The organism is Streptomyces incarnatus (assembly GCF_001027185.1).
GTDB classification, from domain to species: Bacteria; Actinomycetota; Actinomycetes; order Streptomycetales; family Streptomycetaceae; genus Streptomyces; species Streptomyces puniciscabiei.
In genome coordinates this window covers 5,054,335-5,080,129 of record NZ_CP011497.1, presented here as the reverse complement: position 1 = coordinate 5,080,129, position 25,795 = coordinate 5,054,335, and the positions used below count along the sequence as shown (strand labels likewise).

Below are 25,795 nucleotides of genomic sequence, written 5' to 3'. Positions count from 1 at the left end.
TCCGCGTCGCTGCTGTGACGCCTTTCGCAGCGGTCCGGCCACCGGTGCCGGGCCGCTGCGGCGTTTCCGCCGTCGGCACACCCCTCCGGTTGCCGCGAGTAGCCAGGAATCCACCCGTCATTCCCGGTTCTTGACGGCCTTTGGGGCCAACTGGCCCCGTGATCCCAACCGTTATGCGGTTACCCAGAGTAACCCCTTTTTTCGGCCAGCCCCCTCGACCACTATGGCCCCTCGAACCGGCTACTGGCCGGTATGTGAGACCGGGGCCGCAACGGCGCGGTGCCCCGGGGTGCGAGGAGGCTGGACGCATGGCTGAGGGGGACGGCACCGGGACGGGCGGAACCGAGGCGGGTGGACCCGGGAGGGGCGGCACCGGGACGGGCGTGGAGTACGAGGACGCGCCGGACGCCCGGCTGACCGAGCTGCTCCGCTCCCCCACCGCGACGGCGTACCCCGCCCTGCAGGAACTGCGCCGCCGGCACCACCCGGCGGTCCTGGCCTACGCCCGGCTGTGCGCCGCGGGCGAGTCCGCCGCCCGTCGGCTGGCGGCCGATGTCCTCACCACGGCGGCCCGCGAGACGGCCCGGGGCGTCGACCCGGCCGTCCCGCTGCGCCACCGGCTGCTGCTGCTCACCGCACGGCTGGCGGCCGGCTGGGCGCGCGACGAGCGATCCGGCGGCGTCGACCCCGGACTGCTGCTCGTCCTGAACGCGTCCGGCCTGCCCGAGGGCCCCACCCCGCCCCTGCTCCCGGCGTTCCGCTCGCTGCCCTCCCGTACCCAGGGCCTGATCTGGTACGGCGTGCTGGAGGGGGAGCCGCAGCACCGCACCGCCGCCTTCCTCGGCCTGAGCGGCGTCGACGTGGCCTACGGCACCCCGCAGGCCCTCAAGGCCCTGGCCCAGGCCTGCCTGCGCGACCGTCTCGCCGCCTCCGACGACCCGCAGTGCGCCGACTTCCGCCGGCTGATCGAGGAGGCGGTACGGCCGGACGGCCCGCGCCGCAGCCCCGACCTGGACGCCCACATGGCCCGCTGCCCGCACTGCACGGCCGCGTTCGAGGACCTGCGGGCACTGCGGGACGCGCCCCGGGAGACCCTGGCGGAGGGCCTGCTGCCGTGGAGCGGAACGGCGTACCTGCGCGCCGGGGATCCCCCGGCCGCTCCGGGCTCGCCCGGCGTTCCTGGCGCCCGTGCCGTACGTCCGTCCTGGCCGCCCCGGCGGCGCGTCCTGCTGGCCTCGGCGGCCCTGGGCGTGGCCCTGACCCCGCTCCTGGTGTTCGTCCTCACCCCGGCGCACACCGATGACCAGCAGCCGACGGCCGCGACGCCCGCGCCGCCACCGGTGACGGTGACGGCGACGGTCTCCGTCACCCCGTCCCCGTCTCCCTCCCCCACCAAGTCGCCCTCGTCCAGGCCGCCTTCGCCCACACCGAGTCCGTCGCGCCCGGCCACGCACCCGCCGCGCACCCGGAAGCCCACGCCCACGCCGACGCCCTCGTTCGCCCCGCCCGGCACCTCCTTCGCCCAGGTGGTGAACCAGGCGACGGGCCGCTGCCTGGACATCCGCGACGGCGATCTGTCGCAGGGCAACGACGTCGTCACGGCCCCCTGCTCCTCCGCCGACACCCAGCGCTGGCGGTTCGACACCTACCTGGGCGTGCTGCGCTCCGCGGCCGACGACCGCTTCTGCCTGGACAGCCGCGGCTCGACCGACCGCGGTGTGGGCATCTGGACCTGCGACTCGGTCTACGGCGGCAACGGCGACAACCTCCGCTTCACCATCGACCCCGACGGCACCATCCGCCCCGACATCGCCATCGAGACGGCGGTGACCCCGGACGGCCGGGACGGCGTGTCCCTGGAGCCCCTGGACGGCGGCCGGGAGCAGCGGTGGGGGGCGGGGGCGCGGTGATGCGGGGAGGGGCGCGCCGAAGGCGGGCAGGGCGCTGGAGCGCGGTAAGGCGCGCTGGAGCGCGGTGAGTTGAGCGAGGCGCGGTGAGGCGCGCTGGAGCGCGGTGAGTTGGGCGGGGGCGCGGTGAGTTGGGGCGGGCCGCTTCCCGTGCGGCGCCGCCCGCTCAGACCACGCGTTCGCCGCGCCGCCACACCCCGCTGACCAGGGGCACGCCCGGGCGGTAGGCCAGGTGGACGTGGCTGGGCGCGTCCAGGAGGGTGAGGTCGGCCCGGGCGCCGGGGCCGAGGCGGCCGATGTCGGTGCGGCGCAGGGCCGCCGCGCCGCCCGCCGTGGCCGCCCAGACCGCCTCGTCCGGGGTCATCCGCATGTCGCGCACGGCCAGGGCGATGCAGAAGGGCACGGAAGACGTGAAGGACGAGCCCGGGTTGCAGTCCGTGGACAGGGCCACCGTCACGCCCGCGTCCAGCAGGCGGCGGGCGTTGGGCCACTCGGCGCGGGTGGAGAACTCGGCGCCGGGCAGCAGGGTGGCCACCGTGTTGCCGCCGGCCAGGGCGTCGACGTCCGCGTCCGTCAGGTGGGTGCAGTGGTCGGCGCTGGCCGCGTCGAGTTCGACGGCCAGCTGGACGCCGGGGCCGTAGGACAGCTGGTTGGCGTGGACGCGGGGGTGGAGGCCCTTCGCCCTGCCCGCCGTGAGGATCGCGCGGGCCTGGTCGCCGTCGAAGGCGCCCTTCTCGCAGAACACGTCGATCCAGCGGGCGTGCGGCGCGCAGGCGTCCAGCATCTCGCCGGTGACCAGGGCGACATAGGCGGCCGGGTCGTCGGCGTAGTCCGGGGAGACGATGTGCGCACCGAGGTACGTCACCTCGTCGGTGTGCTTCGCCGCGAGGCGCAGGGCGCGGGACTCGTCCTCGACGGTGAGGCCGTAGCCCGACTTCGTCTCGAACGTCGTCGTGCCCTGGCGGAGGGCCTCGTCCAGGTAACGCGTGAGGTTGGCCTCCAGTTCCGCGTCGCTCGCCGCCCGGGTGGCCGCGACCGTGGTGCGGATGCCGCCCGCCGTGTAGGAGCGGCCGGACATGCGGGCGTTGAACTCCTGCGTGCGGTCCCCGGCGAAGACCAGGTGCGAGTGGGAGTCCACGAAGCCCGGCAGCACCGCGCGGCCGCCCGCGTCGACCCGGTTGTCAGTGGCGGGTGCTTTGCTGGATTCACCGGTCCACGCGACGCGGTCGCCGTCGATGACGACGGCCGCGTCCTGGATCAGACCGAGGGGGGAGCCGTCACCGAGGGAGGGGTCGTTGGTGACCAGCGTGGCGATGTTGGTGATGACGGTGCTGCTGCTCATGGTGTCCTCGTGGGTGGCCGAAGGGTGGTCGGCGGACTTCGGGCGCGCGGGGTTCACCCGCGCAGGGCGTCGATGGCGTCCGCGAGCGCCGACGGCACATCGGGCACCAGCGTGTGCGCCCCGTCGCGTACGACATGCCGCCCGCCCACGACCGTATGCCGTACGTCCGCCCCGCTCGCCGCGAATACGGCCGTTTCGGCGCCCAGCCGGGGCAGCGGTCCCGCTGTCCTGACCGAGTCCAGGGCGATCGTCGTGAAGTCGGCGAGGGCGCCGGGTTCGAGGGTGCCGGCCTCGTCCCAGCCGAGGGCGGCGTGGCCGTCGGCGGTGGCGGCCCGCAGCAGGGCGTCCGCCGTCCAGTGCCCCCGGGTGCGGGTGCGCAGCCGCTCGTTCAGCTCCATCGCGCGCGCCTCCTCCAGCAGGTCGATGACGGCGTGGCTGTCGGAGCCGAGGGAGAGCGGGGAGCCGGCCCGCTGCAGGGCGGCGGCCGGGCCGATGCCGTCGGCGAGGTCGCGCTCGGTCGTCGGGCACATGCAGGTGCCGGTGCCCGAGCCGCCGATCAGGGCGATGTCCTCGTCGGTGAGGTGGGTGTTGTGCACACCGGTGGTGCGCGGCCCGAGGACACCGTGGTCGGCGAGCAGCCGGGTGGGCGTGCGGCCGTGCGCGGCGAGGCAGGCGTCGTTCTCGGCGGTCTGCTCCGACAGGTGGACGTGCAGCGGGGCCCGCCGCTGCTGGGCCCATCCCGCCACGGTGGCCAACTGCCCGGCCGGCACGGCCCGTACGGAGTGAATCGCCGCCCCGATCCGCGCGTGATCCCGCTCCTTGAGAACTGCACAGCGTTCGGCCCAGGCCTCCGCGCTGCCGTCGGAGAACCGCAGCTGGTGGGTGTTGGGCCGCTCACCGAAGCCGGAGGACAGATAACAGGTGTCGAGGAGGGTGATCCGGATGCCGGCCTCGGCGGCGGCGTCGATCAGCGCCTCACCCATGGCGTTGGGGTCGGCGTAGGGGGTGCCGCCGGGCGCGTGGTGCACGTAGTGGAACTCGCCGACGCAGGTGACGCCGGCCAGCGCCATCTCGGCGTACACCGCGCGCGCCAGGGCGTGGTAGCTGTCCGGGGTCAGGTGGCCGGCGACGGAGTACATCACCTCGCGCCAGGTCCAGAAGGTGCCGCTGCCGACCTGGACGGTGCCGCGCAGCGCCCGGTGGAAGGCGTGGCTGTGGGCGTTGGCGAGCCCCGGCAGGGTGAGCCCGCGCAGCACCTCGGCGCCGGGCGGCGGGGCGGGCGTCCCGGTGCGCACGGCACCGATCCGCCCGTCCTCGCTCTCGAGCACGACGCCCGGCTCGACCCGGTCGCCGAGCCAGGCGTGCTCCAACCAGTAGGTCCGCTTGGTCACCTGCAGGCCAGCCCTTCCAGTACGTCGGCGAGCGCGCGCACCCCGGCCACGCAGTCGTCCTCGGCGGCGAACTCGGCCGGGGAGTGCGAGACACCGGTGGGGTTGCGCACGAACAGCATGGCGGTCGGAATGCTGCCGGAGAGGATTCCGGCGTCGTGTCCGGCCCCGGTTCCGAGGACGGGCACCTTCAGGCCGGTGTCCCTGCCCAGGATGCGGCCGAGCTCCTCGCGCAGGGCGTGGTCGAACTCGACGACCGGGGTGAAGGACTCCCTGACCACGTCCAGGTCGATGCCGTGGGCGTCGGCGTACTCACGCGCGGCCTTCTCCACGCCGCCGACCACCGTGTCCAGGGTCTCCTGGTCGGCGGCGCGGGAGTCGAGCCAGCCGCGCACCAGGGAGGGGATCGCGTTGACCCCGTTGGGCTCGACGGCGATCTTCCCGAAGGTGGCGACGGCACCGGCGAGTTCGGCCTCGCGGCGGGCGGCGAGCACCGTCTCGGCGTAGGACAGCATCGGGTCGCGGCGGTCGACCAGCCGGGTCGTGCCGGCGTGGTTGGCCTCACCCCGGAAGTCGAACCTCCAGCGGCCGTGCGGCCAGATGGCGCTGGCGATGCCGACCCGGTCGCCGGACAGGTCCAGGGCCCGTCCCTGCTCGACGTGCAGCTCCACGAAGGCGCCGATCCGGGCCAGCCGCTCCGGGTCCGCTCCGATGGCCTCGGGGTCGTACCCGGCGGCCTCCATGGCCTGCGGGAGGCTGACCCCGTCCCCGTCGGTGAGCCGGTGGGCCTGCTCGACGGTCAGCTGCCCGGCGGTGAGCCGCGACCCGACACAGGCGAGCCCGAACCGGGCCCCTTCCTCGTCCCCGAAGTTGACGATGGCGAGGGGCTTGGTGAACCGCACGTTCCTGCTCCGCAGCTCGTCGAGAGCCGCGAAGGAGGACACAACCCCGAGAGGTCCGTCGAAGGCCCCGCCATCCGGCACGGAGTCGAGGTGCGACCCGGTCACCACGGCGTCCCCGGCGCCCGGATCCCCCAGCCAGGCCCACTGGTTCCCGTTCCGGTCCACCTCGTACGTCAGCCCGCGCCCCTCGGCCTGCTCCTTGAACCAGGCCCGGCACTCGCCGTCGGCACCGGTCCAGGCATAACGCCGGTAGCCACCGGAGTCGGGATGCCGTCCGATGGGGAGCAGCTCGCGCCACATCTCCTGGAAGGAGGGGGCGCTTGGGGCGGAAGTCGCCCCAGGCTGTGGGCAGTCGTTCCGCAGGGCGGAACGGGTGGGCACAGCCGAACCCGCACCCGGCGGCGAGGCCTCAGCCCCCGCCGGAGAGTTGCCGTGCCCCGCCTCACCAACGGTCACGCGCCGTCACCCTCACGCATCGGCACCCGCACCCCACGCTCGGCCGCAACCGACTCCGCGATGTCGTACCCCGCGTCCACATGCCGGATGACACCCATTCCGGGGTCGTTGGTCAGCACGCGCCGGATCTTCTCGCCACCCAGCTTCGTGCCGTCGGCCACGGTCACCTGCCCGGCGTGGATGGACCGCCCCATCCCCACGCCACCACCGTGGTGGATGGAGACCCACGACGCACCGGAGGCCACATTGACCATGGCGTTCAGCAGCGGCCAGTCGGCGATCGCGTCCGACCCGTCGAGCATGGCCTCGGTCTCGCGGTACGGCGAGGCCACCGAACCGCAGTCCAGGTGGTCGCGGCCGATCGCCAGCGGGGCCGCCAGCTCGCCGGAGGCCACCATGTCGTTGAAGCGCTCGCCGGCCTTGTCGCGCTCGCCGTAGCCGAGCCAGCAGATGCGCGCGGGCAGACCCTGGAAGTGGACGCGCTCACCGGCCATCTTGATCCAGCGGGCCAGGGACTCGTTCTCCGGGAACAGCTCCAGGATCGCCTTGTCGGTCTTGGCGATGTCGGCGGGGTCGCCGGACAGGGCCGCCCAGCGGAAGGGGCCCTTGCCCTCGCAGAACAGCGGGCGGATGTAGGCGGGGACGAAGCCGGGGAAGGCGAACGCCCGGTCGTAACCGGCGAGCTGGGCCTCGCCGCGGATGGAGTTGCCGTAGTCGAAGACCTCGGCGCCGGCGTCCATGAAGCCGACCATGGCCTCGACGTGCTTCGCCATGGACTCGCGGGCGCGGGTGGTGAAGCCGGCCGGGTCCTTGGCGGCGGCGTCGGCCATGTCCTCGAAGGCCACGCCGACCGGCAGGTAGGACAGCGGGTCGTGGGCGGAGGTCTGGTCGGTGACGATGTCGATGGGGGCGTTCATCTCGAGCAGCTGCGGGACCAGTTCGGCCGCGTTGCCGAGGACGCCGATGGACAGCGGCTTGCGCTGGTCCCGGGCCTCCACCGCCAGCTGGAGGGCGTGGTCGAGCGAGTCGGCCCTGACGTCGAGGTAGCGGTGCTCGATGCGGCGCTCGATGGCGCGCGGGTCGCAGTCGATACAGATCGCCACGCCGTCGTTCATGGTGACGGCGAGGGGCTGGGCGCCGCCCATGCCGCCGAGGCCGGCGGTCAGGGTGATCGTCCCGGCGAGGGTGCCGTTGAACTTCTTCGCGGCGACGGCGGCGAAGGTCTCGTAGGTGCCCTGGAGGATGCCCTGGGTGCCGATGTAGATCCAGGAGCCGGCGGTCATCTGGCCGTACATGGTCAGGCCGAGGGCCTCCAGCCGGCGGAACTCCTCCCAGTTGGCCCAGTCGCCGACCAGGTTGGAGTTGGCGATCAGGACGCGCGGGGCCCATTCGTGGGTCTGCATCACGCCGACCGGGCGGCCGGACTGGACCAGCATGGTCTCGTCCTGCTTGAGGGTCCTCAGGGTGCGGACCATGGCGTCGAAGGAGCGCCAGTCACGGGCGGCCTTGCCGGTGCCGCCGTAGACGACGAGCTTGTCGGGGTGCTCCGCGACCTCGGGGTCGAGATTGTTCTGCAGCATGCGCAGGGCGGCTTCCTGCTGCCATCCCAGGGCGCTCAGTTCCGTGCCGCGCGGTGCTCGTACGGGGCGGGGTCCCGACATCGTCTGCCTCCTCCTGTTACTACGTCTATTCACATCCTGTCTTCCTGAATAGAACTAGTCAATACATCGGGCGACCCTGTCCGCCCGTCGCCGGTGTTTGGCTGGATGTACGCGAGACGGACACGAAGGGACACGAGGGGAGAGGCCGTGGAGCCGGACCTCGACAGGGAGGCGCGGGAGCGCGCCGCGCGGCGGGACGAGGCGGTGCGGGCCGCCGTGGAGCAGGGGCTGCTGGGGCCGGACGCGGCCGTGGCCGGGCTGCTGGACGTGACCGGGATCCGCGCGTCGGCGGCGGCGCTGCGGGCCGCGTTCGACGCCGTCGTGCCGCCCGGGACACCGGTGCTGCACGCCTTCGCGGTGAAGGCGACCCCGCTGGTGCCGGTGCTGCGGCTGCTGAGCGAGGCGGGCATCGGCGCCGAGGTGGCGAGCCCGGGCGAGCTGGCGCTGGCGCGGGCGGCCGGGGTGCCGACGGCCCGGACCGTGCTGGACTCGCCCGCCAAGACCCCCGCCGAGCTGCGCGAGGCGCTGACCCTGGGCATCGCGGTGAACGCCGACAACCCGCAGGAGCTGCACCGGCTGGACGCCCTGGTGCGGTCAGCCCCGACCAGGTCCCCGCTCGGCCTCCGGGTCAACCCGCAGATCGGCGGCGGCTCGATCGGGGCCACCTCGACGGCGACGGAGACCTCCAAGTTCGGGGTGGCGCTGCGCGACGAGGGGGCGCGCGAGTGGGTCGTACGGGCGTATCTGGACCGGCCGTGGCTGACCCGGCTGCACGCGCACACTGGCTCGCAGGGCATTCCGCCGGCGCTGCTGGCGCGGGGCGTGGCCGAGACGTACGCGCTCGCACAGGAGATCAACGAGCGGGCCGGGCGGCGGCAGATCGACACGCTGGACATCGGCGGCGGACTGCCGGTGAACTTCGCGGCCGAGGCGACGGCACCCTCGTACGCGCAGTACGCCCGGCTGCTGGCCGAGCGGGTGCCGGGGCTGTTCGACGGGCGGTACGGGCTGGTGACCGAGTTCGGGCGGTCGCTGCTGGCCAAGCACGGGACGGTGGTGGCCCGGGTGGAGTACGCCAAGAGCGCGGGCGGGCGGCGGATCGCGGTGACGCACGCGGGCGTGCAGGTGGCGACGCGGACGGTGTACGCGCCCGGGGCGTGGCCGCTGAGGATCGCCGCGTACGACGCCAAGGGGCGGCCGAAGCCGGGGCCGGAGGTGGTGCAGGACGTGGCGGGGCCGGCCTGCTTCTCGGGCGACCTGCTGGCGGAGGGGCGCGCGCTGCCTCTGCTGGAACAGGGCGACTACGCGGCCGCGCTCGACACGGGCGCGTACTGCTTCGCCCACCACTACGCCTACAACTCCCTTGTGCGTCCGGGCATTTACGGCTTCGCGCCGGACGGCTCGGGAGGGGTCGCCTTCGCGGCCGTACGGGAGCCGCAGACCGTCGCCGAGGTGGTGGCCGAATCCGGCGGGGCGCACGCGGACGCGCTCACCACCCTGTGGGCACCGGGAAGCCGTTGACGCACCCCCGGCACCCCTCCGACGAATGGATCAACTCGCCTGCCGCAGAGCTCAGTTGACCTACGCTAGTACGCCGGACGCATGTTCCACTGGAAAATGCCAAAGGCTCCCCCTTTTCCGCGCACGGTGCGTAGTGTCGCTGTCACTCAGCCGGAGACCCAGGCGGGAGGGGAGCCACCGGTGCCCGGAATCGACGAGTGCCTGCTGGAAGCGATGCGACTGCCCGGTGCCCGGGGGGCGGCGCTGGTGGACTGGACGAGCGGACTGGCCCTGGGCACGGTCGGGGAGGCGCCAGGCGGCGATCACGAGACGACCGCCGCCGAGGCCGCCGAACTGGCCCGGATGGCCGCCGAGCACGGCGCCTTCGCGACCCGGGCCGACGACGGGCAGCCGACCGTGGAGGACGTGATCGTCAGCAACCGCGACAGCTACCACCTGCTGCGGTTCGTGGACACGTCCTTCGACAGCAGCGTCTTCCTGCACCTGTGGCTCGGCCGCGAGGAGGGCAACCTCGCGCTCGCCCGGATCAGACTCGCCGAGATGGCGGCCCGGCTGGTGCTGGGATGACCGTGACCCAGATACCTCCGCCGCCCCTGCCGGTGCGGGACACCTCGGCGGGCCGGGCCCTTTCGCCGATGCTGACCCGGCTCGCCGAGGAGCGGGCCACCGGCGTCCTGGTCCGCGAGCACGGCACCCTGCACCTCGCCGAGGGCCGCGTGGTGCACGCCGAGAGCCCCTTCGCCCCCGGTCTCGACGTGCTCCTCACGGCCCACGGCACCCTCGCGGCCGACGCCTGGCAGCGGGCCGCCGACCGGGCCTCGGGGCCGCCGCACGCCGCCGAACTGCTGCTGGAGTCAGGGCTGCTGCCCGCGGGCGCGCTGGAGCTGTGCCAGCTGGACGCGCTCTACGACGCCGGGTACTTCGCGCTGGCGCCGAGCAGCACCCCGGGCCGCTTCCGGTACGACAACACGCCCCGGCTGGGCCCGCTGCCCTCGGTCCCGGTCGTCGCCCTGGAACGCGAGACGCTGCGCCGCCGGCTGCTGCTGCACCGGCTGTGGCCCGACCCGGCCGCCGACAGCGCCCCGCTGATCCGCGCGGACCCGGCCGCCGCCCCGGCCGCCGCCGCACGGGCCGCCGCCGCGCCGGTCACGCCCCGGCAGCGGGCGGTCCTGGACCGCGTGGACGGCGTCCGCACGGCCACCCAGATCGCCCGGAACCTGGGCCGGCAGGCCTTCCACACCCTGGTCGACGTACGCAGGCTCGCCGCGGCCGGCCATGTCGCGCCCCGGGCACCCGTCGTCGCGGAGCTCGCACCGCCGCCCCCACCCCAGGTCACCGACCCCGACATCGCGCTGCTGAAGAGGCTCAGGGATGCGCTGGAGGCGCTTTGAACGGCACCGCCCCGCCGAGAGGAGAGAGCTGATGGTGTCCGAGAAGGACCTGGGGGCCGTCCAGGACGAGCTGCACCAGCTGCGCAACCGGGTACCGCAGCTCACCGGCGCCCTGGCGGCGGGCGTCGACGGTCTCGTCGTCGCCCACGACACGCCCGGGGTCGACCCCGAGGGCCTCGCGGCACTCACCGCCGCCGCGCTCGGCGTCGCCGTACGGGTCGCCGACGCCACCGGCAACGGCGGCTTCCGGGAGCTGCTGGTGCGCGGCGAGCGCGGCTATGTCGCCACGTACGCGGCCGGCCGCACCGCCGTACTGACCCTGCTCGCCGGGGACCGGGTCAACGTCGGCCGGCTGCATCTGGAGGGCCGCCGTTCCGGAGCCCGCATCGGGGAGCTGCTCGACGCCGCCGACGCCTCGGCCCGGGAGGCCGGGCGCGCCGGGCGGCCGCTGGGCTCGGTCAGCTCCGCACCCCCGGCCCGTACCCGCACGACCCGCACCACCCGCACGCCCCGCGCCACGAGCGCCGACGCGCGCACCGCAACCGACAGTTGAACCGTTCGAGAGGATCCACCATGGCCAACACCGAGACCGCGCTGAAGGAAGCCCTCACCTCCATCGAGGGCGCCACCGGCGTCGCGCTCGTCGACTACACCAGCGGCATGGCGCTGGGCACGATCGGCGGCAGCAAGACCTTCGACCTGAACGTGGCCGCCGCGGGCAACACCGACGTGATCCGCGCCAAGATGCGCACGATGGAGATGCTGGGCCTCAAGGGCGAGATCGAGGACGTCCTGATCACGCTGACGGACCAGTACCACCTGATCCGCCTGCTCAAGGGCCGCGGCGGCAACGGCCTGTTCCTGTACCTGGTCCTCGACGCCGCCCGGGCCAACCTGGCGATGGCCCGGCACCAGCTGAAGAAGATCGAAGCGGAGCTGGAGGTCTAGACCAGAGCTGCGGTACGGCGGCGGGCCCCGCCCGGGGCCGCGTCGCCGGCCGCGATGCCCGTACCGCGCAGGCCCTTGACGGCCTTGCCCGCCGGGCTCCCGCCGCGCCGGTCGAGCCAGTCGACGCGGACCCACAGCAGCGTCTCCGCGGCGCGTTCGCGGCGCCCGATCCAGGCGGCCTTCAGCCGCAGCCCGGTGCCGAGCCCGGCCAGCAGCATGCCGCCGGCCGCCGGCACCGCGAAGGAGGAGCCGAGCGCCGCCGCGAAGGCCGACAGCAGCCACCAGCGGTGGCCCCGGCGCCAGTTGCGCACGGTCACCGCACGGTCCTGCAGCACGTCGTACTTGCCCGCGCGGGCCGCGCCGCGGGCGAGGGCGCCGTACCGGCCCCGCCGCACCAGTGCCACGGCCGCCGCGCCGACGAGGAACAGCGCGGCCCCGGCGAGCACCCCGATCCGCCGCCCGGTCAGCCCGGGCGGCAGCACCCCGACCCCCGCGGCGAACACCCCGCTCCACCACAGCGGGGCTGCCCCCGCCCGTACGACGACGGCCACCCGGGCCAGCCCCTGTCCTCCGCGCGCCACGTCAGCCTCCCGTGTCACGTGTCCACAGCGCTCGTGTCTGGTGAGGAAGCTAATAGCAGAAAGTGAGACGAGTCTGAGAGACCCCGGACGTCACTCCACGAAGAGCCCGCGGCCCGCCGCCTTCGCGTCGAACTCCTCCAGCCGCGCCTGCGCCTCGGGCAGGTCGTCGCAGACCGCCTCCAGCAGCACCCGTCCGAGCAGCATCGGCGCGCACGCGGTGTCGAAGGCGAGCCCGGTGCCGACGGCTGCGGGCAGCAGCAGGTCGGAGTACTTGGCGACCGGCGCGAACGCGGAGTCGGCGACCGTGACGGTGGTCAGGCCGACGTCCTTGGCGTAGGCGAGGGTGTCGACGACCTCGCGCGGATGCCGGGGCAGGGCGAAGCACAGCAGCGCGGAGGCGCCCGCGCGGACGGCGGCGTCGATCCGGTCCTGGATCATGGTGCCGCCCTCGTTGAGCAGCCGGACGTCCGGGTGGACCTTGGCGGCGAAGTAGGCGAAGCCGTACGCCTGGGAGGCGGCGGCACGCAGGCCGAGCACCGGCAGCGGGCGGGAGGCGGCCAGGATCCGGCCGGCCCGCTGCACCGGGCGCGGGTCGGCGAGCAGGTCGGCGAGGTGCCTGAGGTTCTCGATCTCGGCCTCGACGGCCTGCTGGTACTCGTTGAAGGTGCCCGCCTCGGCGGCCGGTTCGGCGGGGACGACCTCGCGCAGGTGCTTGCGCAGCGCCGGATAGCCGTCGAAGCCCAGCGCCACGGCGAACCGGGTCACCGAGGGCTGGCTCACCCCGGCCAGCTCGGCCAGCTCCACGCTGGACAGGAACGGCACGTCGGCGGCCCGCCGGACCATGCTGTGCGCGATCCGGCGCTGCGTCGGCGTGAGCCGGTGGCCCTCGAACAGCGCCTGCAGCCGGTTCGCGGGACTGTCGGTCACGCCACCGGACGCGGCACCGTCCACGGCGTCCGCACCGGTATCCCTGTCCACGCTCATGACGCGCTCCCCCTCCAGATGTCCGTGAACCGGTCGAGCAGTGCGGCCGCCTGTGTCACGTCGTCCGTGAGCGGCCGGTCGGCCGGGTCGGCGTCGAGGACCGACTCGGCGAGCGCGAACGCCCGCCCGGCCGGCAGCCCGGGGTCGGGTCGCAGGTCGCGCTGGCGCAGCGCGCGGACGGCGGCGACGAGCTCACAGCCGACCACCAGACGATACGCACCGCACGCGCGCAGGGTCTGCCGCGCGGCGAGTGAGGCGAAGCTCGCCTGTTCCTCGACGCCCCGGGAGAGTACAGCGTGCCCGAGCGAGGCGGGCGCGGAGAAGGCCCGCAGGTCACCGAGGGCCGCTCCGGCCGCGTACTCCAGGATCATCACGCCGGAGGAGGCCGGCTCCTGATCGGCGAGGAAGGGGCGCAGCCGGGTGTAGGCGGGCTCGTTGAGCGTGGACAGGCGGGACGTGGACAGCCGGGCCACCTGCATCAGGGCGAGCCTGAAGTGGTCCAGGGCGAGGGCGAGTTGGGCCTGGTAGAAGCCGCCGTGGTGGTAGGCGGCCAGGTCCTCGGGGGCGATGAGCGGGTTCTCGGCGGCCGCGTTGATCTCCACGGTCAGCACCTGCTCCAGGGCGTCGGCCGCGTCGTGTGCCGGGCCGTGGATCTGGGGCAGGCAGCGGAAGCCGTAGGGGTCCTGGATGCGGCCGAGCGGCGGGGTGGGCCGGTCGGCGGCGCCGATCAGCTCCCGCATCCGCCGGGCCACCTCGGCGCTGCCCCGGTGCGGGCGGGCGGCGTGCACGGGGGCGGCGTACGCCTCGTGGGAGCCGTCGACGGCGAGCAGGGACAGCGCGGCGACGACCTGCGTGGCGCCGATGAGCCCGCGCAGTTCGTGCAGGGCGAGCGCCGACTGGCCGAGGGTGAGGGCGTTGCTGCTGATCAGGGCGAGGGCGTCGTTGTTGTCGAGGGGCTGGGGGGCGGGGGCGCCGGCGCCGCGCCAGGGGTGCTCCCCGGCGAGCGCGAGCCCGACCTGGGCGAGGGCGGCGATGTCGCCGGTGCCGACGGAGCCGAACTCGTTGACGACCGGGTGCGCGCCGGTGTCCAGGGCCTCGCACAGGGCGGTGACCACGCCGGGCCTGAGGCCCGCGCCGCCGGCCAGCAGCTGGTTGACGCGGACGGCGAGCATCGCGCGGACCTGCCGGGCGGGGAGTTCCTCGCCGATGGCGCCGGCGTGGCTGCACAGCAGGCGCAGGCCGTGGCCGGCGGCGGCCTCGGTGGGCACGTCCTCGTTCCGGTTGGCGCCGACGCCGGTGGAGCGGCCGTAGACGCGCCCGGTGGCGGCGATCCGCCGGGCGGCGTGCCAGGAGTGCTCCACCCGCCGCATCGCCCCGGCCCCGGGGACGGGATGCGCGGCCCCGTCGGCGAGCCGCACGACGTCCTCGACGCCGAGTCCGGAGCCGTCCAGGACCAGGGGCCCGGACCGCGCGGACGGCACGGACGGCGGCGTGGACTGCGGCACGGCCGGCGGCGCGGACCGCGGCGCGGACTGCGGCGCGTCCGCGATGCGTGACGACATCACACCCACGCTCCCCTCGATCCGTCGCACCGGATCAACGCCGACCCACCGACCAACTATTCACACAGCAAGAACTCTGCATGAAGTTATGCACACGGGCAAGACGCAAGGGCGCCAAGAGGGGGGTTGTCCCCAGTGCGCGGGGCGGGGGCGCTCCCTAGGGTTGAGCCCATGAGCGCACTGGACTCGCGGGACAGCGACCTGAAGAGGGATCCGGACCTGCGGAAGGAACTCGACGCCACCCTGCAGACCCGCAGGGAGCTGGGCGAGGAGTACGAGACGGCGCTGGTCGACTCCTTCCTGGAGAAGGTCGAGCAGCGGATCGACGACGCGGTGGACCGCCGGGTGCGCCGTCATCTGGCCGAGCAGCAGCTGGCGACCGCCCGCGGCGCCCGGCGCCCGAAGAACGCCGACACCTGGCCGGAGCGCTTCGGGCTCGCGATCATCTCGCTGGTCCTGGCGATCCCGCTGACCGCCGTGGCCGGCGGTGTCGCCGGGACGGCCGGGACGGTGGCCGCCTGGGTCGGCATCGTCGGCGTCAACTTCGCCCAGGCGGTACGGCTCAACCCGGAGCTGCTCACCGGCCGCCGCGACCGCTCCGACCGGCAGGACTGAGCCCGGCCGGGCCCGCCGGGCCGACCAACCGAACGGACCGCCGGTTCACGCCTGCCGGGTCGTCCGGCCGAGCGGACCGCGACCGCCGGTTCACGCCTGCCGGGTCGTCCGGCCGAGCAGGCCGCCGGTTCACGCCTGCCGGGTCGGCAGGACCACGATCTGGCGGAGGTTGACGTGCCGGGGCCGGCTGGCGGCGTAGGCGACGACGTCCGCGACCTCGGCCGGCGAGAGGGCACCGATCGCCTCCAGCATGCCGTCCAGCTGCCCGGACAGCTCGGTGCTGTCGACATGGTCCTTCAGCTCGGTCTCCGTCAGTCCCGGCTCAATGTTCGTCACCCGCACGTCCTGCGGCCCGAACTCGGTGCGCAGGGACTGCGAGAGATAGGTGACGGCGGCCTTCGTGGCGCCGTACACCGCGTAGTTGGGGAAGGGGATGTGGGCGCCGATGGAGGAGACGTTCACCAGGTCGGCGGTGCGGCCCGCACCGGCGGCGGCCACCAGGTCGGCGCCGAAGGCACGGATGACCCGCAGCACCCCGGTGACGTTGGTGTCGAGCATCCGCTGCCACTCGTCGAGCCGGCCGTCGGCGACGGGGTTCGGGAGCATGACTCCGGCGTTGTTCACGACGAGGTCGACGGCGCCGAAGGTCTCGTGCACCAGGTCCCGGGCGGCCGCCACGGACGCGTCGTCGGTGACGTCGGCGGCCACGGCGAGCGCCTCGCCCCCGTCGGCCCGGATCTTCTCCACCAGCGCCTGAAGCCGGTCCGCGCGCCGGGCGAGCAGCGCCACCCGGGCGCCGTCTGCGGCGAGCCGCAGCGCGAGGGCCTCGCCGATGCCGCTGGCGGCTCCGGTGACGACGGCGGTGCGGCCGGACAGGTTCTCGTACGACATGGGTGTTCCCCCTGGGTGTGGGCGGCCGGGGCGGCTCCCCGGCGGCTGGCACCAGCCTCGCCCGGTCCGGCGGCCGTACCCAGGGATGCGGTTTTCCTGGGTCTGCCAGTACCAGGACGGCGTCCGGCGGCTCCCCTACGATCGACCCATGGACGGGGACTGGCTGGAAGGGGAAGTCGGCGACTTCCTGCGCTCGCGACGTGCACGGATCCAGCCCGAGGAGGTGGGGCTGCCCGGCCACGGACGGCGCCGCGTACCGGGCCTGCGCCGCGAGGAGGTGGCCCAGCTCGCGGGGGTCAGCGTCGACTACTACATCCGGCTGGAACAGGGCCGGGGTACGAGCGTGAGCGACGCCGTGCTGGACGCGATCGCCCGGGTGCTGCGGCTGGACGAGACCGAGCAGGCGTATCTGCGGACGGTGGCGCGGCCCCGCCGGCGACGGGGGCGGCGGCAGCGGTCCGAGGGGCCCCGCGTCCGTCCCGGAATCCAGATCCTGCTGGACGGCATGGAGCGCAGCCCGGCGTTCGTGCTGAACCCCCGCATGGACGTGCTCGCGTGGAACGCCCTCGGCGACGCGCTGAACGGCTTCAGCCGCGTGACGGCGGCGGAGCGGAACATCCCCCGGCAGGTCTTCCTCGAGTCCGCCGGCCGCGACCTCTACCCCGAGTGGCACGCGGTCGCCGCCCAGACGGTGGCCCACCTGCGCGTGAACGCGGGACGCCACGCCGACGACGCCGAGCTGTGCGCGCTGGTCGGCGAACTCTCCCTGAAGAGCGAGGACTTCCGCCGGATGTGGGCGGACCACGAGGTCAGGGAGTGCGCGTACGGCGTGAAGAAGGTACGGCACCCGGTGGCCGGCCTGCTGACCCTGCCGTTCGAGACGCTCACGATCCCGGCGGCCCCGGACCAGGTGATCGTGGTGTACACCCCGGAACCGGGCTCGGAGACGGCGGAACGCCTTGCCTTGCTGGGAAGTTGGAAAGCGACGACCGCAACCACGCATTGAGGAACCACGACGGCGAGCGACCACGTCCGCGAGGGCGGCGCCGGTTGAGGCGCAAAGGGGGCTTGCGCGGGGACCGCCGCACCCCCATTGCTGGGGGGCGGGACGACGGCGGTCCCCGCGAGGGACGCGGGCCGGGTCAGGGCCGGCATCTCGCGTCCGTGGCGTCCATGGAGGTCCGGGAGCCGCTCCGGAGGTCCTAGGCGCCGTTCGGCGCCGGCCGGGGCGGGGAGCCGCTCCCGCCCTGCCGACACCCACTAATCTGCCGGACGCGTGTTAAGCGGGTGCTGCGCGCACGTGACACGCTCGTACCACTTCCGCGAACCCCGCCTCACCTGAAGTCGTGCCCGTAAACCCACAGTTCACCGGGGGTTCGCTACTGCTTTCCGCCCTTGGCCAGGAAGGCCAGCAGGTCCTGCCGGCTGACCACGCCGGTGGGCTTGCCCTCGACCAGGACGATCGCCGCGTCGGCGGAGCCGAGCACGGACATCAGGTCGCCGACCGGCTCGCCGGAGCCGACCTGGGGCAGCGGGGCGGACATGTGCTTCTCCAGCGGGTCGTCGAGCGAGGCGCGCTTGTTGAACAGGGCGTCCAGCAGCTCCCGTTCCACCACGGACCCGACGACCTCGGCGGCCATCACGTCCGGGTGACCGGCGCCCGGCTTGACGACCGGCATCTGCGAGACGCCGTACTCGCGCAGCACCTCGATGGCCTGGCCGACGGTCTCCTCCGGGTGCATGTGCACCAGGGAGGGGATGATGCCGCCCGCCTTGTCGCTGAGCACGTCGCCGACGCGGGCGCTCGGGCCCTCGTCCTCCAGGAAGCCGTAGTCGGCCATCCACTCGTCGTTGAAGATCTTGCTGAGGTAGCCGCGGCCGCTGTCCGGGAGCAGCACCACCACGACGTCGTCCGGACCCAGCCGCTCGGCCACTCGCAGCGCCGCCACGACGGCCATCCCGCAGGAGCCGCCCACCAGCAGGCCCTCCTCCTTGGCCAGCCGGCGGGTCATCTGGAAGGAGTCCTTGTCGGACACGGCGACGATCTCGTCCGCGACGGTGCGGTCGTAGGCGGTCGGCCAGAAGTCCTCGCCCACGCCCTCGACCAGGTACGGCCGCCCGGAGCCGCCGGAGTACACCGAGCCCTCGGGGTCGGCGCCGACGACCTGGACGCGGCCGTCACTCACGTCCTTCAGGTAGCGGCCGGTGCCGGAGATGGTGCCGCCCGTGCCCACGCCGGCCACGAAGTGGGTGATCTTCCCCTCGGTCTGCTCCCACAGCTCGGGGCCGGTCGAGTGGTAGTGCGAGAGCGGGTTGTTGGGGTTGGAGTACTGGTCGGGCTTCCACGCGCCCGGGGTCTCGCGGACGAGCCGGTCGGAGACGTTGTAGTAGGAGTCCGGGTGCTCGGGAGCGACGGCGGTCGGGCACACCACGACCTCGGCGCCGTAGGCCCGCAGCACGTTGATCTTGTCCGTGGAGACCTTGTCGGGGCACACGAAGATGCACTTGTACCCCTTCTGCTGCGCCACGATGGCAAGGCCCACACCGGTGTTGCCACTGGTCGGCTCGACGATCGTCCCGCCCGGCTTGAGCTCGCCGCTCTGCTCGGCGGCCTCGATCATGCGCAGGGCGATGCGGTCCTTCACGGAGCCGCCCGGGTTGAAGTACTCCACCTTGGCCAGGACGGTCGCCTGGATGCCCTGGGTCACGCTGTTGAGCCGCACCAGCGGGGTGTTGCCGACGAGGCTGATCATCGAGTCGTGGAATTGCACCGTTGTCTCCGGTTGCTGCAAAAGAGATGTGGTCTTAGTGGTGTCGCCAGCCTAAGGCCAGGTGTGTGGCCGGGGCGGCCGTTCACTCCCCGTTGAGATTGACGCACGGTCCGTACGGGGCAAGGACTGTGTACGGCTACGAGGAGGTGGCGGCGACGCATGACGAGCATGTCGAGGGCGAGAGTGGCCCGGCGCATCGCGGCCGGAGCGGCGTACGGCGGTGGCGGGGTCGGCCTGGTCGGCGCCGCCGCGGTCGGTCTGCTGCTCGCGGAGGTACGGCTGGCCCGGCGCCATGTGGGCAACCACAGCGGCGGCCGGGTTCCGGTCGCCGACGGCGTGTACGGCCACGCGTACGACATCCCCGGGGAACCGCCCCTCCGCCTGACCATGCTCGGCGACTCCACGGCGGCCGGGCAGGGCGTGCACCGGGCGGGCCAGACCCCGGGCGCGCTGCTGGCCTCGGGCCTGGCGGCGGTGGCCGAACGCCCGGTGGAGCTGCGGAACGTGGCGCTGCCGGGCGCCCAGTCCGACGACCTGGACCGCCAGGTGGCGCTGGTGCTGTCGTCGCCGGTCCCGGTCCCGGACATCTGCGTGATCATGGTCGGCGCGAACGACGTGACCCACCGGATGCCGCCGACCCGCTCGGTACGGCATCTGTCGGCTGCGGTACGACGGCTGCGCACGGCCGGCGCGGAGGTGGTGGTCGGCACCTGCCCGGACCTCGGCACGATCGAGCCGGTGCAGCAGCCGTTGCGCTGGCTGGCCCGGCGGGCCTCCCGGCAGCTGGCGGCGGCGCAGACGATCGGGGTGGTGGAGCAGGGGGGCCGGACCGTGTCCCTCGGTGACCTGCTGGGCCCGGAGTTCGAGGCGAACCCGAGGGAGCTCTTCGGCCCCGACAACTACCACCCCTCCGCCGAGGGCTACGCGACGGCGGCGATGGCGGTGCTGCCGACGGTGTGCGCGGCGCTGGGGCTGTGGCCGGCGGAGGAGGAACGGCCGGACGTGTCGCGGCGCGAGGGCTTCCTGCCGGTCGCTCGCGCGGCTGCCGAGGCGGCGTCGGAGGCCGGTACCGAGGTCACGGCCGCGATGCCGACGGGGCCGCGAGGGCCGTGGGCGTTGCTCAAGCGCCGGCGGCGGCGCAGGGTGCCGGAGGCCGAGCCGGCCCGCCCGTCGTTGTGACCCACCTGGGGGCTGCTCCGCCCCCAGACCCCTTTTCCCGCCCGCGCGCCCGTCTCGGTCGGCTGGGCAGCGACGGGAAGGGCTTCCCCCTCGGCCATGGCCACCGCAGGGCAAAGCAAGCGCTTAGTAAATTGCGGTCAGTGTCACACCGCGACACGGGTGACCGGGGCCATACGTAGCGGTAACTTCCCAACCGGCCCTGCTTAAACAACCCTCACTGGAGCCGTGATGCCCGAAGCCGTCATCGTCTCGACCGCCCGTTCCCCCATCGGCCGCGCCGGCAAGGGCTCCCTGAAGGACCTGCGCCCCGACGACCTGACCGCCACGATCATCCAGGCCGCGCTGGCCAAGGTCCCCGAGCTGGACCCCAAGGACATCGACGACCTGATGCTCGGCTGCGGCCTCCCCGGCGGCCAGCAGGGCCACAACCTCGGCCGGATCGTCGCCGTGCAGATGGGCATGGACCACCTGCCGGGCTGCACCATCACCCGGTACTGCTCGTCCTCCCTGCAGACCTCCCGCATGGCCCTGCACGCCATCAAGGCCGGCGAGGGCGACGTCTTCATCTCGGCCGGTGTCGAGATGGTCTCCAGCTACGCCCACGGCAGCTCCGACATGCCGGGCACCTACAACCCGCTGTTCGCCGAGGCGCAGGCCCGCACCGAGGCCGTCGCCCAGCAGGAGGGCACGACCTGGCACGACCCGCGCGAGGACGGCCTGCTGCCCGACCCGTACATCGCGATGGGCCAGACCGCCGAGAACCTGGCCCGCGCCAAGGGCATCTCCCGCCAGGAGATGGACGAGTTCGGCGTCCGCTCGCAGAACCTCGCCGAGCAGGCCATCAAGAACGGCTTCTGGGAGCGCGAGATCACCCCGGTGACCCTCCCCGACGGCACGGTCGTCAGCAAGGACGACGGCCCCCGCCCCGGCGTCACCCTGGAGGCCGTCCAGGGCCTCAAGCCGGTCTTCCGCCCGGACGGACTCGTCACCGCCGGCAACTGCTGCCCGCTCAACGACGGTGCCGCCGCCGTCGTCATCATGAGCGACACCAAGGCCCGCGAGCTGGGCCTGACCCCGCTCGCCCGGATCGTGTCCACCGGTGTCTCCGGCCTCTCCCCCGAGATCATGGGCCTCGGCCCGGTCGAGGCGAGCAAGCAGGCCCTGCGGCGCGCCGGCCTCACCATCGACGACATCGACCTGGTCGAGATCAACGAGGCCTTCGCCGCCCAGGTGATCCCCTCCTACCAGGACCTCGGCATCGACCTCGACAAGCTGAACGTCAACGGCGGCGCCATCGCCGTCGGCCACCCCTTCGGCATGACCGGCGCCCGCATCACCGGCACGCTCATCAACTCCCTGCAGTGGCACGACAAGCAGTTCGGCCTGGAGACGATGTGCGTCGGCGGCGGCCAGGGCATGGCGATGGTCATCGAGCGCCTCAGCTGACCCACCGTCCGTAGCGGGGCAGGCACCTTACGTCAGGAAACGGCCCGGAACCGAGGGAACTCCAAGGTTCTGGGCCTTTTCGTGATCCAAATGCCCCCAGGATGTGACCTATCTCGCTCCCCGGACACATCGGCGCAGGTCAGCGCAGGTCAGCGCGGCAGGCGAAGAAACCGCGAACCCAAAGTCCTGTCCGTTTCGTGACGTTACGCACTGACAGCTGCTTAGTCCGCCCTTCAAGCTGATGTAGGAAGTCGGGGGTCGACTTTGAACCGGGAGTACGTCAGTGAGCGCCATGCCGATCGCCCTGCTGCTCACCACGGCAGCCACCGGCGCCGTGGGCGTCGCCGTCCTGCGCACCGTGCTGAAGCTGCGCCGTCAGCTGGCGGAGCTGCAGACCCAGCTCGCCGAGAACCAGTCGGCCGCCCTGGGCGCGCTGCTGCCGAACGCCCGCAGCAGCGCCGACGCCGACCAGATACGCGCCGCCGTGGCCGAGGCGCTCGCCGAGGAGCGGGAGCGGGAGCTGGCCGAGGCGCGTGCCTTCTGGGCCGCGCAGGAGGCCCGTGACGCCTCCGACACCCCGACGCTGCTCGGTCTTCCCGACACGGAGCTGTTCCTGCCCCGGCAGGCCGACTTCGCCGGGCTGGAGCCGGTGTCCGAGCCGAGTGCCGACGCCGACGAGTTCGCCGGGGAGTCCCCGGAGCTGGCCGCGGCCCGCCGCCGTCACCCCTCGCACCCCGACTTCGTCCCGGTGCAGTCGCCGGCGGTGAACGACCACGAGCGCACCGTCACCACGCTGGAACAGCTGGCCGCCGACCGCGTCGAGCTCTCCGACGTCCGCCCGGGCCCCCTCGGCACCCTCGACGTCTACGTCTTCGCCGACGGCACCACCCTGTGCATGACCCCGGGCCACCGCGAAACCGCCGAACGCCTGGCAGCGGCCGTGGAAGCCGGCGAGGCCCCGCACCTCCTGGGCGGCTCCGGCATCTCCGGCGCCTACACCCTCACCTTCGCCTACGGCGAGGACGACGGGAACATGGTCTACATCCTGGCGGACCGGGTCATCGCGTCACTTTGAGAGCCCTTTGAAACGGGGCGAGCGGCAGCCGACCCAAGGGGCGCGGGGCTGCGTCTGATATGCGGCTCCGCCGCGTGGGCGCGACCAGCCACGACGAAACCGCAGTCGCGAACGGCGCTCAGACACCCGCCCTCTGACGCGCCTCCTCAACCACCCGCACCGCCTCGGCGACTTCGTCGTCACTCCGCAACACCACCGCCAAGTCATGCGCGGCAACCAGAAGCTGGTCGGCCGCCGCGAACATCCCTGCATCCGGCATCTCCCGAGGCTCGGCTCCAGGCTCTTCCAGCAACTGGGCCCGCCGAGAAAGCTCCCTGGCCACAGCCAAGGCCTCACCGGCAGCGCCCCTTTGCAGCCGGCTCTGCGGAGCCGCCCGCAACCGGTCGGCGAAGTGATCCACTGCTCGGGTCAAGGGCGTCGTATCAACCACGCGCCGAGCGTAACGTGCCGCACTGTTGCCAATACGCGAACGCTCAGGCACCGTGACGTGAAGGACCGGCTTACATCCCCTTTGCGTTCGGAGGCGCCGATGTCCCAGCTCTTCTCGGAGGAGACCCACCGCAATCTGCTCGCCCGCATCCCCCACTGCACCGGTCGCGAAGTCTCCGACTGGTTGCGCACCGTTGAAGAAGGCCCCGCCCTGTTCCGCTTCGAGGAGAAGGTCAGCTGGCTCCGGCACGAGTACGACCTCGCCTACGGCCACGCGAAGGCGATCGTCCACGAGTACGACCTGAGGAGGGCGGCGCGCAAGCTGCGCTAGCCGCCGAGGACGGCGAAGGGCCCCGGGTCGGAACCCGGGGCCCTTCTCATGACCGGCGCGTGCGCTAGTCGTTGTTGGTGAAGATCGCCACCAGTCGCAGCATCTCCAGGTAGATCCACACCAGGGTCACGGTGAGGCCGAACGCGGCCAGCCAGGACTCGTTGCGCGGGGCGCCGTAGGCGATGCCGTCCTCGATCTGCTTGAAGTCGAGGGTCAGGAAGAACGCGCCGAGCACGATGGCGACGATGCCGACGAGCGCGCCGAGCGGACCGAAGCTGCGCAGCCCGCCGTTGTCGGCGACGCCGAACACGACCAGCAGCAGGTTGACCGCCATGACCACCAGGAACGCCAGGGCGATGGACATGCCGATGCGGGCGTAGCGGGCGGTGACGCGGATCCAGCCGGCCTTGTAGACCAGCAGGGTCGCGGCGGAGACCGCCATGGTGCCGAGCACCGCCTGGAAGGGGGCGCCGCTCCAGCGGCTGTTGTACATCTCGCTGATGACACCGAGGAAGACGCCCTCGAAGGCGGCGTACCCGAGGATCAGCGCGGGAGACGGGGTGCGCTTGAAGTTCTGGACCATCGCCAGGACGAACGCGACCAGCGCGGAGCCGACCGCCAGGCCGTAGCTGGTCGCCGTGACCGGCAGCAGCGCCCAGGCGAGGACGGCGCCGACGGCGACGGTGCCGAGCGTGATGGCCGAGCGGACGACGACGTCGTCCATCGTCATCCGGTCGGTGGTGACCGGTGCCTGGGGCGGCGCGCCGAACTGGACGCCCGCCTGCGCGTACGGGTTCTGGGCGTAGGGGTTCTGCGCGTACGGGTTGCCCTGTGCGTACCCGGCCTGCGGTGCGGTGTTGAAGCCGGCGTAGCCGTTGTCGCGGCTGAACCCCCGTCGCGAGAAGACCGGGTTACTGCTCCTCATTTCACTCCTCCATGGCTGCCGTGCGCAGCCTTGGCTCAAAGCGTAATGGATTGGCAAAGGATCGACACGCTACTTGAGGAGGATCTTTCCCCTGCCGTGCTGCCCAACACGCTACGCGTACCGGTGATTCCCGGCCATGGGTGATCGCCTTCCATGACGAACCTGCTACCTCACCGAGACGCTCCGCTAACCCGGCGGGGCCCCGGTCGGCCGAGCGGGGCCCCGGTCAGCCGAGCGGGAACCCGGTGTACGCCTCGGCCAGGTCGGTCTCGGCCGCGCGGGAGGAGGCGACCCGCTCCAGCCGGGCCTGCTGCAGGCGGGCGTCGAAGGGAGTGGCGTCCGGGGCCGGATGGAGCAGCGTCGTCATGTCGTAGGAGAACCGCTCGGCCTGCCAGACGCGGCGCAGGCAGGTCGCGGAGTAGGCGTCGAGGAGCTCCGGGGAGCCGCTCTCCTGCTCGTGGGTGAGGGCGCGGGCGAGGGTGACGACGTCCCCGACGGCGAGGTTCAGCCCCTTGGCTCCGGTCGGCGGCACGATGTGGGCGGCGTCACCGGCGAGGAAGAGCCGGCCGTGGCGCATCGGCTCGTGCACGAAGGACCGCATCGGCGTGACCGACTTCTGGGTGATGGGCCCGCGTTTTAGCCGCCAGCCGTCCCCGGTCTCGAAACGCCGCTCCAGCTCGGCCCAGATCTCGTCGTCGGTCCAGTCCTGGGCGTCCGTGCCGGCGGGCACCTGGAGGTAGAGGCGGGAGACGGACGGGGAGCGCATGGACAGGAGGGCGAAGCCCCGGTCGTGGCGGGCGTAGACGAGTTCGTCGTGGGAGGGCGCGACGTCGGCGAGGATGCCGAGCCAGGCGTAGGGGTACGTCCGCTCGAACACGCGGGACAGGGCGGCCGGGAAGGCCCTGCGGGACACGCCCCAGAAGCCGTCGCAGCCGGCGACGTACACGCACTCCAGCTCGTCCTCGCGGCCCTGGTGCCGGAAGCGGACGCGCGGCCGGTCGCCGTCCGCGCCCAGCACCGCCAGCGCCTCCGCCTCGAACAGCAGCGGCCCGCCCTCCTTCAGCTGAAGGGCGATCAGGTCCTTGCAGACCTCGGTCTGGGCGTACACCATCACCGACCGGCCGCCGGTCAGGCCGGGGAAGTCCACGCGGTGGCGGCGCCGGCCGAAGCGCAGCTCGATCCCGTCGTGCCGCAGACCCTCCCGGTCCATCCGCTCCCCGGCGCCGGCCGCGCGCAGCACGTCGACCGTGCCCTGCTCCAGGATTCCGGCGCGCTGCCGATGTTCGACGTAGGCGCGGTCACGGCTCTCCAGGACGACCGAGTCGATGCCGGCGCGGTGCAGCAGCCGCGCGAGCAGCAGTCCGGCCGGTCCGGCTCCGATGATCCCGACGGTGGTGCGCATCGGTGGGTCCCTTCGGGTCGACTCCACGAGTATCGCCTGTTCGCTCAGTGAAATTTTCTTCACTGATGTGCGGCGAGTCTGCGTCGAA

24 protein-coding genes are annotated in these 25,795 nt (G+C 73.1%); 12 read left to right on the top strand and 12 right to left on the bottom strand.

Annotated elements, in window-relative coordinates:
* Positions 1-308 precede the first annotated feature (308 nt).
* Positions 309-1,910 carry an RICIN domain-containing protein gene (locus ABB07_RS22900; RefSeq protein WP_208900461.1) on the top strand — a complete coding sequence of 534 codons (1,602 nt, stop codon included), beginning with the start codon at positions 309-311 and terminating at the stop codon, positions 1,908-1,910.
* Positions 1,911-2,073: 163 nt separating this feature from the next.
* Here ABB07_RS22900 and hutI read toward each other — a convergent pair whose 3' ends face one another.
* The 4 genes from hutI to hutU all read right to left on the bottom strand — a co-directional run bounded on the left by hutI (position 2,074) and on the right by hutU (position 7,656).
* Positions 2,074-3,249, bottom strand: coding sequence for an imidazolonepropionase (gene hutI / locus ABB07_RS22895; protein ID WP_208900460.1), 1,176 nt, complete (start codon positions 3,247-3,249; stop codon positions 2,074-2,076).
* Between the two features lie 53 nt (positions 3,250-3,302).
* Positions 3,303-4,640 (bottom strand): formimidoylglutamate deiminase, encoded by a 1,338-nt coding sequence (locus tag ABB07_RS22890; RefSeq protein WP_208900459.1) that lies wholly within the window; start codon positions 4,638-4,640, stop codon positions 3,303-3,305.
* Complete coding sequence (locus ABB07_RS22885; protein ID WP_208900458.1) at positions 4,637-5,839, bottom strand: allantoate amidohydrolase; 1,203 nt, start codon at positions 5,837-5,839, stop codon at positions 4,637-4,639. Before ABB07_RS22885 ends, ABB07_RS22890 begins: the two co-directional genes overlap by 4 nt.
* 152 nt (positions 5,840-5,991) lie before the next feature.
* Complete coding sequence (gene hutU / locus ABB07_RS22880; RefSeq protein ID WP_208900457.1) at positions 5,992-7,656, bottom strand: urocanate hydratase; 1,665 nt, start codon at positions 7,654-7,656, stop codon at positions 5,992-5,994.
* 105 nt (positions 7,657-7,761) lie between these two features.
* Between hutU and ABB07_RS22875 the strand changes: the two genes are divergently transcribed.
* The 5 genes from ABB07_RS22875 to ABB07_RS22855 all read left to right on the top strand — a co-directional run bounded on the left by ABB07_RS22875 (position 7,762) and on the right by ABB07_RS22855 (position 11,516).
* Positions 7,762-9,177, top strand: a complete 1,416-nt coding sequence (locus ABB07_RS22875; protein WP_208900456.1) for a type III PLP-dependent enzyme domain-containing protein — start codon at positions 7,762-7,764, stop codon at positions 9,175-9,177.
* A gap of 180 nt (positions 9,178-9,357) precedes the next feature.
* Entirely contained in the window at positions 9,358-9,744 is a 387-nt protein-coding gene (locus tag ABB07_RS22870) for a hypothetical protein (protein WP_208900455.1), read from the top strand.
* Complete coding sequence (locus ABB07_RS22865) at positions 9,741-10,568, top strand: transcriptional regulator (protein WP_208900454.1); 828 nt, start codon at positions 9,741-9,743, stop codon at positions 10,566-10,568. Before ABB07_RS22870 ends, ABB07_RS22865 begins: the two co-directional genes overlap by 4 nt.
* A gap of 31 nt (positions 10,569-10,599) precedes the next feature.
* Complete coding sequence (locus tag ABB07_RS22860; RefSeq protein ID WP_208900453.1) at positions 10,600-11,121, top strand: roadblock/LC7 domain-containing protein; 522 nt, start codon at positions 10,600-10,602, stop codon at positions 11,119-11,121.
* A gap of 20 nt (positions 11,122-11,141) precedes the next feature.
* A complete protein-coding gene (locus tag ABB07_RS22855) occupies positions 11,142-11,516 on the top strand; it encodes a roadblock/LC7 domain-containing protein (protein ID WP_208900452.1) in 375 nt (124 codons plus the stop codon).
* Here ABB07_RS22855 and ABB07_RS22850 read toward each other — a convergent pair.
* The 3 genes from ABB07_RS22850 to ABB07_RS22840 all read right to left on the bottom strand — a co-directional run bounded on the left by ABB07_RS22850 (position 11,513) and on the right by ABB07_RS22840 (position 14,643).
* Complete coding sequence (locus ABB07_RS22850) at positions 11,513-12,097, bottom strand: hypothetical protein (protein WP_208900451.1); 585 nt, start codon at positions 12,095-12,097, stop codon at positions 11,513-11,515. The two genes, ABB07_RS22855 and ABB07_RS22850, sit on opposite strands and share 4 nt — an antisense overlap.
* A 90-nt stretch (positions 12,098-12,187) precedes the next feature.
* On the bottom strand, positions 12,188-13,081 hold the full coding sequence (locus tag ABB07_RS22845; RefSeq protein WP_208900450.1) for a MurR/RpiR family transcriptional regulator: 894 nt from the start codon (positions 13,079-13,081) through the stop codon (positions 12,188-12,190).
* The gene (locus ABB07_RS22840; RefSeq protein WP_244189472.1) at positions 13,078-14,643 is read right to left on the bottom strand and encodes an aromatic amino acid ammonia-lyase; all 1,566 of its coding nucleotides are present in this window, start codon (positions 14,641-14,643) and stop codon (positions 13,078-13,080) included. The genes ABB07_RS22845 and ABB07_RS22840 overlap by 4 nt, the downstream gene beginning before the upstream one ends.
* Before the next feature lie 171 nt (positions 14,644-14,814).
* Between ABB07_RS22840 and ABB07_RS22835 the strand changes: the two genes are divergently transcribed.
* Positions 14,815-15,258, top strand: a complete 444-nt coding sequence (locus ABB07_RS22835; protein ID WP_208900449.1) for a hypothetical protein — start codon at positions 14,815-14,817, stop codon at positions 15,256-15,258.
* Positions 15,259-15,387: 129 nt separating this feature from the next.
* Here the strand turns inward: ABB07_RS22835 and ABB07_RS22830 are convergent, their stop codons facing one another.
* Positions 15,388-16,149 (bottom strand): SDR family oxidoreductase, encoded by a 762-nt coding sequence (locus ABB07_RS22830; protein WP_208900448.1) that lies wholly within the window; start codon positions 16,147-16,149, stop codon positions 15,388-15,390.
* A 163-nt stretch (positions 16,150-16,312) separates the two neighbouring features.
* Between ABB07_RS22830 and ABB07_RS22825 the strand changes: the two genes are divergently transcribed.
* Positions 16,313-17,155 (top strand): helix-turn-helix transcriptional regulator, encoded by an 843-nt coding sequence (locus ABB07_RS22825; RefSeq protein ID WP_208903576.1) that lies wholly within the window; start codon positions 16,313-16,315, stop codon positions 17,153-17,155.
* Positions 17,156-17,528: 373 nt separating this feature from the next.
* On the opposite strand, the gene ABB07_RS22820 is transcribed toward ABB07_RS22825, so the two are convergent.
* A complete protein-coding gene (locus ABB07_RS22820; protein ID WP_208900447.1) occupies positions 17,529-18,920 on the bottom strand; it encodes a cystathionine beta-synthase in 1,392 nt (463 codons plus the stop codon).
* 159 nt (positions 18,921-19,079) lie between these two features.
* Between ABB07_RS22820 and ABB07_RS22815 the strand changes: the two genes are divergently transcribed.
* The 3 genes from ABB07_RS22815 (at position 19,080) to ABB07_RS22805 (ending at position 22,620) form a co-directional block, all read left to right on the top strand.
* On the top strand, positions 19,080-20,099 hold the full coding sequence (locus ABB07_RS22815) for an SGNH/GDSL hydrolase family protein (RefSeq protein WP_208900446.1): 1,020 nt from the start codon (positions 19,080-19,082) through the stop codon (positions 20,097-20,099).
* Between the two features lie 228 nt (positions 20,100-20,327).
* The gene (locus tag ABB07_RS22810) at positions 20,328-21,545 is read left to right on the top strand and encodes an acetyl-CoA C-acetyltransferase (RefSeq protein ID WP_208900445.1); all 1,218 of its coding nucleotides are present in this window, start codon (positions 20,328-20,330) and stop codon (positions 21,543-21,545) included.
* A 283-nt stretch (positions 21,546-21,828) separates the two neighbouring features.
* On the top strand, positions 21,829-22,620 hold the full coding sequence (locus ABB07_RS22805; protein WP_208900444.1) for a hypothetical protein: 792 nt from the start codon (positions 21,829-21,831) through the stop codon (positions 22,618-22,620).
* 118 nt (positions 22,621-22,738) lie between these two features.
* Here the strand turns inward: ABB07_RS22805 and ABB07_RS22800 are convergent, their stop codons facing one another.
* Positions 22,739-23,050, bottom strand: coding sequence for a hypothetical protein (locus ABB07_RS22800; protein ID WP_208900443.1), 312 nt, complete (start codon positions 23,048-23,050; stop codon positions 22,739-22,741).
* Between the two features lie 99 nt (positions 23,051-23,149).
* Here ABB07_RS22800 and ABB07_RS22795 point away from each other — a divergent pair, with 99 nt between their 5' ends.
* On the top strand, positions 23,150-23,380 hold the full coding sequence (locus ABB07_RS22795; protein ID WP_055705230.1) for a DUF4287 domain-containing protein: 231 nt from the start codon (positions 23,150-23,152) through the stop codon (positions 23,378-23,380).
* A 64-nt stretch (positions 23,381-23,444) separates the two neighbouring features.
* Here ABB07_RS22795 and ABB07_RS22790 read toward each other — a convergent pair whose 3' ends face one another.
* On the bottom strand, positions 23,445-24,305 hold the full coding sequence (locus ABB07_RS22790) for a Bax inhibitor-1/YccA family protein (protein ID WP_208900442.1): 861 nt from the start codon (positions 24,303-24,305) through the stop codon (positions 23,445-23,447).
* Between the two features lie 226 nt (positions 24,306-24,531).
* The gene (locus tag ABB07_RS22785; protein WP_208900441.1) at positions 24,532-25,707 is read right to left on the bottom strand and encodes a 4-hydroxybenzoate 3-monooxygenase; all 1,176 of its coding nucleotides are present in this window, start codon (positions 25,705-25,707) and stop codon (positions 24,532-24,534) included.
* Positions 25,708-25,795 lie beyond the last annotated feature (88 nt).